This window comes from Candidatus Eisenbacteria bacterium (assembly GCA_016867495.1).
Lineage (GTDB): Bacteria > Eisenbacteria > RBG-16-71-46 > CAIMUX01 > VGJL01 > VGJL01.
Genome location: VGJL01000152.1, coordinates 1 through 6,163 on the forward strand (window position 1 = coordinate 1; position 6,163 = coordinate 6,163).

Annotated in this window: 6 protein-coding genes; 1 reads left to right on the top strand and 5 read right to left on the bottom strand. The window is 68.1% G+C overall.

Annotated features, from left to right (window positions below; genetic code table 11):
• Positions 1-84 precede the first annotated feature (84 nt).
• The gene (locus tag FJY88_10975) at positions 85-441 is read right to left on the bottom strand and encodes an NADH-quinone oxidoreductase subunit A (GenBank protein ID MBM3287856.1); all 357 of its coding nucleotides are present in this window, start codon (positions 439-441) and stop codon (positions 85-87) included.
• Between the two features lie 184 nt (positions 442-625).
• Here FJY88_10975 and FJY88_10980 point away from each other — a divergent pair, with 184 nt between their 5' ends.
• Entirely contained in the window at positions 626-2,044 is a 1,419-nt protein-coding gene (locus FJY88_10980; GenBank protein ID MBM3287857.1) for an MFS transporter, read from the top strand.
• 27 nt (positions 2,045-2,071) lie between these two features.
• On the opposite strand, the gene FJY88_10985 is transcribed toward FJY88_10980, so the two are convergent.
• The 4 genes from FJY88_10985 to pal all read right to left on the bottom strand — a co-directional run bounded on the left by FJY88_10985 (position 2,072) and on the right by pal (position 6,102).
• The gene (locus FJY88_10985) at positions 2,072-3,208 is read right to left on the bottom strand and encodes a glycosyltransferase (GenBank protein MBM3287858.1); all 1,137 of its coding nucleotides are present in this window, start codon (positions 3,206-3,208) and stop codon (positions 2,072-2,074) included.
• 326 nt (positions 3,209-3,534) lie between these two features.
• A complete protein-coding gene (locus FJY88_10990; GenBank protein MBM3287859.1) occupies positions 3,535-4,749 on the bottom strand; it encodes an MFS transporter in 1,215 nt (404 codons plus the stop codon).
• Positions 4,746-5,522 carry a tol-pal system protein YbgF gene (gene ybgF / locus FJY88_10995; protein MBM3287860.1) on the bottom strand — a complete coding sequence of 259 codons (777 nt, stop codon included), beginning with the start codon at positions 5,520-5,522 and terminating at the stop codon, positions 4,746-4,748. The genes FJY88_10990 and ybgF overlap by 4 nt, the downstream gene beginning before the upstream one ends.
• Positions 5,523-5,586: 64 nt before the next feature.
• The gene (gene pal / locus FJY88_11000) at positions 5,587-6,102 is read right to left on the bottom strand and encodes a peptidoglycan-associated lipoprotein Pal (GenBank protein MBM3287861.1); all 516 of its coding nucleotides are present in this window, start codon (positions 6,100-6,102) and stop codon (positions 5,587-5,589) included.
• Between the last annotated feature and the right edge of the window lie 61 nt (positions 6,103-6,163).

Consider the following 6,163-nt stretch of genomic DNA (forward strand, 5'->3'; position numbering starts at 1 on the left):
CGACGGGCGACTCCCGATGGATCCCGCGGGGCAGGGGCCGGCCGGGGGAATCGGCGGGGACGCCGCGCCGGGCCGGGTCTTCGCTCACTCCCACTCCATCCCTCCCTTTCGCCATTCGTAAGCGAGACCGAGCACGAGGATCAGGAAGAAGACCCCCATGGCGAGATCGCCGGCCAACCCCAGGTTCCCGCGGGCGACGGCCCACGGGAAGAGGAAGACCGCCTCCACGTCGAAGAGAAGGAAGAGCACCGCGATGAGATAGAACTTCACGGAGAATCGCCCCCGCGGGAGAGACCGCTGCAGGACGCCCGACTCATAGGGCGTCAGCTTGCCCGCCGACGGGTTCCTGGGCCCGAGCCGCGAGCTGAGCAGCGCGAAGGCGATCGGTATGGAGAGGGCGAGCACGAGCGCGACCGCTACGGGGGCATAGGGACTGCTCATCTCACCTCACTGCTCTTGCGTCCGGACTTCCCGATCCTGGACTCCTCGATCTCCACCGCCACGGGCGCTCCGATCGGCCTTCCCGCCCCTGACGCGACCCGCGCAATCGAGGGGCGGTTTCGTTTGGCGCCCACGCGACCCGTGAGGCTAACATAGGACCGGCCGGCGCACAACGCGCCGCGCGATGCGCCGCGCGATGCGCGCGCCGCGGCGATCGATGATGCGGAAGGAGACGGGCGACACCAAACGGATGAACAAGATCGCGCCCCCTCCGCTCTTCCGCCGTCTTCTCTCCCCTTGCGCTCCAAGGCTCGCCGACCCGCGCCAGAGGGAGGCATTCCGCGAGCATCTCCTCTCGAGCGCATGGGGCGGAGTTTCGAACGGCGTCATCATTCTGACCGACGTCATCCTCGCCAAGGCCCTCGGCGCGCCCGGCTGGCAGATCACCCTCTTCGCGACCCTCGGACCGGCGGCGAATCTGTTCTCGTTCTACTGGGCCGGGGCGGTGCAGGGGCGCAGGAAGGCCGGCGCGTTTCTCCTCGCCGCCCTCATGGGGAGACTCCCGCTCGCCGCCCTCGTTCTCTGGACCGCCTCCCCCGCTCTCATCCTGTTGAGCTTCCTCCACAGCGTCGCGACCGCGCTTCTCATCACGGCCGCCAACGCCCTCTACCAGACACGCTACCCGGAGGAGAGCCGCCCCCTCTGCTTCGGCATCGCCACCTCCGTCGGCACCGCGGCGGCGATCGCGACCACCCTGGGAAGCGGACTCATACTGCAGACGAGGGAGCAGAGCTATCCCTGGCTCTTCGCGCTCGCGGGACTGGCCGGGTTCGTGTCCGCCTACCACCTCTACAGAATGGAGGCTGACCGGAACGAGAGGCGGGACATGCTCGGCTGGCTCAGGATCGGCTGGGCGGCCCTGCGACGGACGCTTTCTCCCGAGTCGCCGGCCCGAGAGTCCCGGCCGACGCTGATGGAGAGCCTGAGGCTCGCCTCGCGGACATTCCGGGAGAATCCGGAGTTCGTCCGCTTCGAGCGCAACTTCATGCTCTACGGATTCGCGTTTCTGAGCCTGATCCCCGTCCTGCCGATCTACATCGTCCGCGAGCTCTCGATGGACTACAACCAGCTCTCGGCGTCGAAAGGCCTCTGGTCTCAGATCGGCCTCGTGGCCCTGAGCCCCATCCTCGGGATCTGGCTCGGCAAGCTGCGACCGATCCGCTTCACCGGGCGCATCTTCCTGCTGCTCGCTCTCTATCCGCTCTGCCTCTGGATCTCCACGATTCCTCTGATCCACGGGCGCGTCGACTGGGTCTACGCCGGCCTCCTCTTCTATAGCGTGGCGATGGCGGGCGTGAATCTCTCGTGGACCCTCGGCTCGATGCACTTCGCGGGGGAGGAGGAGGCGAGCATGTTCCAGGGGATGCATGTCGCCCTCACGGGCGTGCGCGGCCTGCTCGCCCCCACGCTTGGATATGGAATCCAGCGAGTCTTCGGTTCAGCGGCCGCATTCCTCTTCTCGACGGCGCTCTTCGCTCTGGCCGGCCTCTTGATGCTCAAGCAGGACAGGGATCTCAGGAACGGCCGAGCGTCGGGAACCTGAGCCCGGCACTTCGAAGATGAGACGGCTCTAGCCCCCCATCAGCCGGAGGAGCAAGTCCTCCGTCTCTTGCAGCATCCTCTCGAGGCGGAACTGCTCCTGGATGAGGCGCTGCGACTCGCGGCCGTAGACGAGGCGCCGGGCCGGATCGCCCAGGATCCGGCCGATCGCGCGCGCGAGCCCCTCCTCGTCCCCCGCCGGAACGAGCTCGCCGTTCTTGCCGCTCTCGACGATCTCCGAGAGGGCGCCGACGTCTGTCGCGACGACAGGCAGCGCGGCGTCCATGGCCTCCATGAGAGAGAGCGGGAGAGTCTCGACCCTCGGGTGGGAACAGAGGACGGCGAGGTCGGCGATGGGCCAGAGGCGGCGGCCATTGGGCTGCCCCCCAAGGAAGCGCACCGTCCCTCCGAGATCGAGCCTGGCCGCTTCGTCCTCCAGCGACCGGCGCCGGGGCCCATCGCCGATCACCAGGACGACGAGATCCGGGATGTCGCGCCGGACGCGGGCGGCCGCCCGCAACAGAAGCTCGTGATTCTTCTCGGGCCTCAGGACGGCGAGAATCGCGACGACGCGCGCGCCAGCGGGGACGCCGAACTCCTCCCGCAGCGCCCTTCTGCGTCCCTCGAGAACGGCGGCTTCCGCCCCCTCGGCGGGTATCGCGTTTCGGATCACGCAGATCTTCCCGGGAGGGATCCCCTCCGCGCGGATCAGATAGCCGCGCTGCGCCTCCGCGATCGCGATCACCCGATCCAGCAAGGGCATGAAGAAGCGGATCGACCGCGGAACGCTCGGAAGCCCGCCCCATCGGCCGGTCGTGTGAACCGGCATCACACGCACGCGGACGGAAGTCCCGAGAGACGCGAGCGCCGAGTGGAAGATCGCATGCGGGTGGTCGAGCATGTAGAGGATCCGGAAGCGCTCCGACGCGATCCAGCGCTGGAGCCTCGGGATGAGCAGCGGATCGAGCTTCCCCCGGCCGGTCAAGGCGGACCTCACCGGAACTCCGGCGGCGGCGATCTCTTCCCCGATCGCGCCGGGCTCGCGGAGCGTGGCGACCGAGACGTCGAAGCGGCGGCGGTCGAGCCCCAGGGCCAGGTGCTGGAGGATCCTCTCCGCTCCTCCGACCGCCAGGGTGGTCGCGACAAAGAGGGTGCGCACCGGCTTCATGAGAGCCCCTCGCGATCCTCCAGGCCAGCCGCAACCGGCGGGAGAGCCGACTCCCGCTCGCCGATCATCCTGCGCGGGCTACTTCCAGATCAACGAGACGACGTAGATGATCGCGGACGGGATGCCGATGAGCATCACGATATCGAGGATGACCCGACTCGCGGAGCGACCGGCCTGCGGCTGCGATGGCGGTGTTGAAGACATCGTATGACTCTCCTCAAGGTCCCCTACCTGGCCGACCCAATGCACTCACGGATGGTAGCGGGGCGGCGCGCCCAAGGGAACCCTCATGATCGATTCTCATGATCGATTCCCATGATCGATCCTCAAGATCGATCCGGGCCGGCCCCTGAGGCCCGGGCCGCCATCCCGATCTTCCCGGCCGCCCGCGGAGAGACCCAGTAGATGGCGAGGAGGGCCGCGACGCCGAAGGCGACCGCGCACAGCGCGTAGGGGGCCGTGAGCCCCGTCTGGCGCGCCAGCCATCCTCCGGCGAGCGGTAGGACGAAGGCGCCGCTGCCCAGGAGCGCCTCATGGATCCCGGTGGACCGGCCCCTCCCCGCGCGCTCGTGCAGGCTATGGAAGAGGCTCGCGCTGTAGGCGACGCCAAGGGCGAGCCCTATCCCCGGGGCGCAGAGGAGGATCGTGACCTCGTTCGAGGCCCAGACCAGCCCGGCGGCGGAGAGCAGTCCGATGAGAAGCGACCCCACGAGCCAGAATGGGCGGTACTCCCAGCCCCGTCTCATGCCGAGTCCAGCGAAGACGAGCGTCTGCGCGAGTCCGGTGGCCGCAAGGAAGTTCCCGAGATCCCCCTCCCGCAGCCCGAGGGAGAGGATTCTCTTCGGGAACTGGTAGTTCAGCGTCGCTCCCACGCCGAAAGCGACGAGATTGGCGAGCCACGCGGCGAGGCGGTAGCGCCTTCGCATCGATTCTGTATGGATTTCTGCGTTCGGCTCCGCGGGCGGGCAGAACGCTTCCCGCAGGTCGGCGCGCGGCATCTCTCGCGGAACGGCGACGAAGACCAGCGCCTCGAGCCCCGCCGCCAGAAGGAGAGGAACCGCCGTTCCGTAGGCCTGCGCCATGTGCCCGGCGGTCCAGAAGCCGAGCATCTTGCCCGACGACCAGCAGACGTTGAACCAACCGGCGCGCCTCACGAGCCCGGCCGAGCCTCCGCGATCGCCGAGCTCCGCCTGGATCGTGGGCCAGAAGAGGCCGCCTCCGATGCCCACGATCGGGAGCGCCAGGAAGAGCCATGGTATCGACGGGGCGAGCCGAAGCAGCACGGCGCCGAGGGCCATCAGGACGGTCCCGGCGCGGGCCATGCGCATCCGACCCCCGCGGTCGGAGATCCGCCCGAAGTTGAGGGCCGAGACGATGTAGACCGTCGACGAGAGGGCCGGGAGCAGACCCAGGATCATCGGGCCGCCCCCGAGCGCGATCGCCTTCAGCGGCACCGATGTGAAGACGAGATAGAATGCCCAGTCCGCCACGAACGCCGCCGCGCCGAAGCGGAAGAGTTCTCCCCGACCGATCGGGTTCACTCGAGCGACTGGAGCTTGGCGCGCGCCTGAGCCGCCTCCTCGGTGTTGGGGAAGCGTCCGACCAGATCGCGCAGCGCCTTGCGGGCCTGAGCGCGGTCCTCCAGCTGGAGATGGCTATAGGCGATCTTGAGGAGCGCCGCGGGGATCTTGTCGCCGCGAGGGTGGTCCTGCTCCACTTTGCCGAACTCCTCGATCGCCCTACGAAAGTCGCGCTGGGCGTAGTAGCACTCGCCGATCCAGTACTGCGCGTTGTCTCCAAGGTCGGAGTTCGGGCTCTTTTTCAGGTAGTCCTGGAATCCAACGAGCGCGAGGGTGTAGTTCCCGCGGTTCAGGTCCAGGTAGGCCTCGTCGTAGATCCCTTTCGTCTGGGCCGGCGTGAGCGGCGGCGCTCCGCCGGCCGTGTCTGCGACCGCCCCCGAGACCCCCAGCGGAAGCGCGGGCTGCGTTCCCACCGCCGGCGCGGGAGCGAATAGGCTGCGCCGCTCGAGGGAGTCACCCACGCGATTCCCCACCGACTCGATCCCCTCGTTCAGCTCCCTCAGGCGAGTCTGCGTGTCGGCGCGCAGCGTGCGCAGCAACTCCTCCTGGCGGGCCAGCGCCTCCTGGAGTTTGCGCACCTCCTCGTTCAGAAGGGCCTGCTGCTCAGTGAGAGAGCGGACCCTCTGCTCGGTGTTGTCGACCGCGATCGGCGAACGCAGGAGCTTGGCGCCGTAGCAGCCTCCCGCCAGCAGGAGCACCAGCGGGAGAACCAACCTCCACCTTGCCGTCCCCATCTCAAGACCTCCCGCGCGACGCGCGGCCGACCGGGATTCGCCGTTCCGGTCCGGGGCGTCTTCCTTACTTCTGGATCACGAAGTGGACGCGCCGGTTCTGCGACCAGGCGGCTTCGTCATGGCCGTGATCGAACGGCCTCTCTTCTCCGTAGCTGATCGTCCTCAAACGGCTGGCGTCCACGCCGAACTCGATCAGGAAGTTCTTCACGCTCTGCGCGCGTCGATCTCCCAGGGCCAGGTTGTACTCGACCGTTCCCCTCTCGTCGCAATGCCCCTCCAGGAGGAGTCGCAGATCGGCTTTCTGCATGAGAAGCTGCGCGTTCCCCTGCAGCGCAAGACGCGCATCCTCGCGGAGGTTGTACCTGTCATAGTCGAAGAAGACATCCGTCAGGACAACCTCCGTAACGGCCGGTTCCGCCGGCTTGGACGGCTCCGCCGGCGCCTGCTGCTGCGTCACGGGCGGCTGCTTGACCACATCGGTCGTGGGCCGGGGCTTCTTCGCGCAACCCGCCGCAAGGGCGAGCGACGCGACGAGCGCGACGGTCAGGAACCGGGCGAGCGGATTGGCTGAGCGGCTCACGAAGTCCTCCTTTTCTTCGTACTGTGACCTACGGTCTCCCCAGTCCGCGGACGGACTGCAG

What these genes read in the sequence shown, in the direction of transcription:
- FJY88_10980 (MBM3287857.1), top strand. Translation starts at nt 626, where the DNA reads ATGCGCCGCGCGATGCGCGCGCCGCGGCGATCGATGATGCGGAAGGAG.
- ybgF (MBM3287860.1), bottom strand. Translation starts at nt 5,522, where the DNA reads ATGGGGACGGCAAGGTGGAGGTTGGTTCTCCCGCTGGTGCTCCTGCTG.
- FJY88_10985 (MBM3287858.1), bottom strand. Translation starts at nt 3,208, where the DNA reads ATGAAGCCGGTGCGCACCCTCTTTGTCGCGACCACCCTGGCGGTCGGA.
- FJY88_10975 (MBM3287856.1), bottom strand. Translation starts at nt 441, where the DNA reads ATGAGCAGTCCCTATGCCCCCGTAGCGGTCGCGCTCGTGCTCGCCCTC.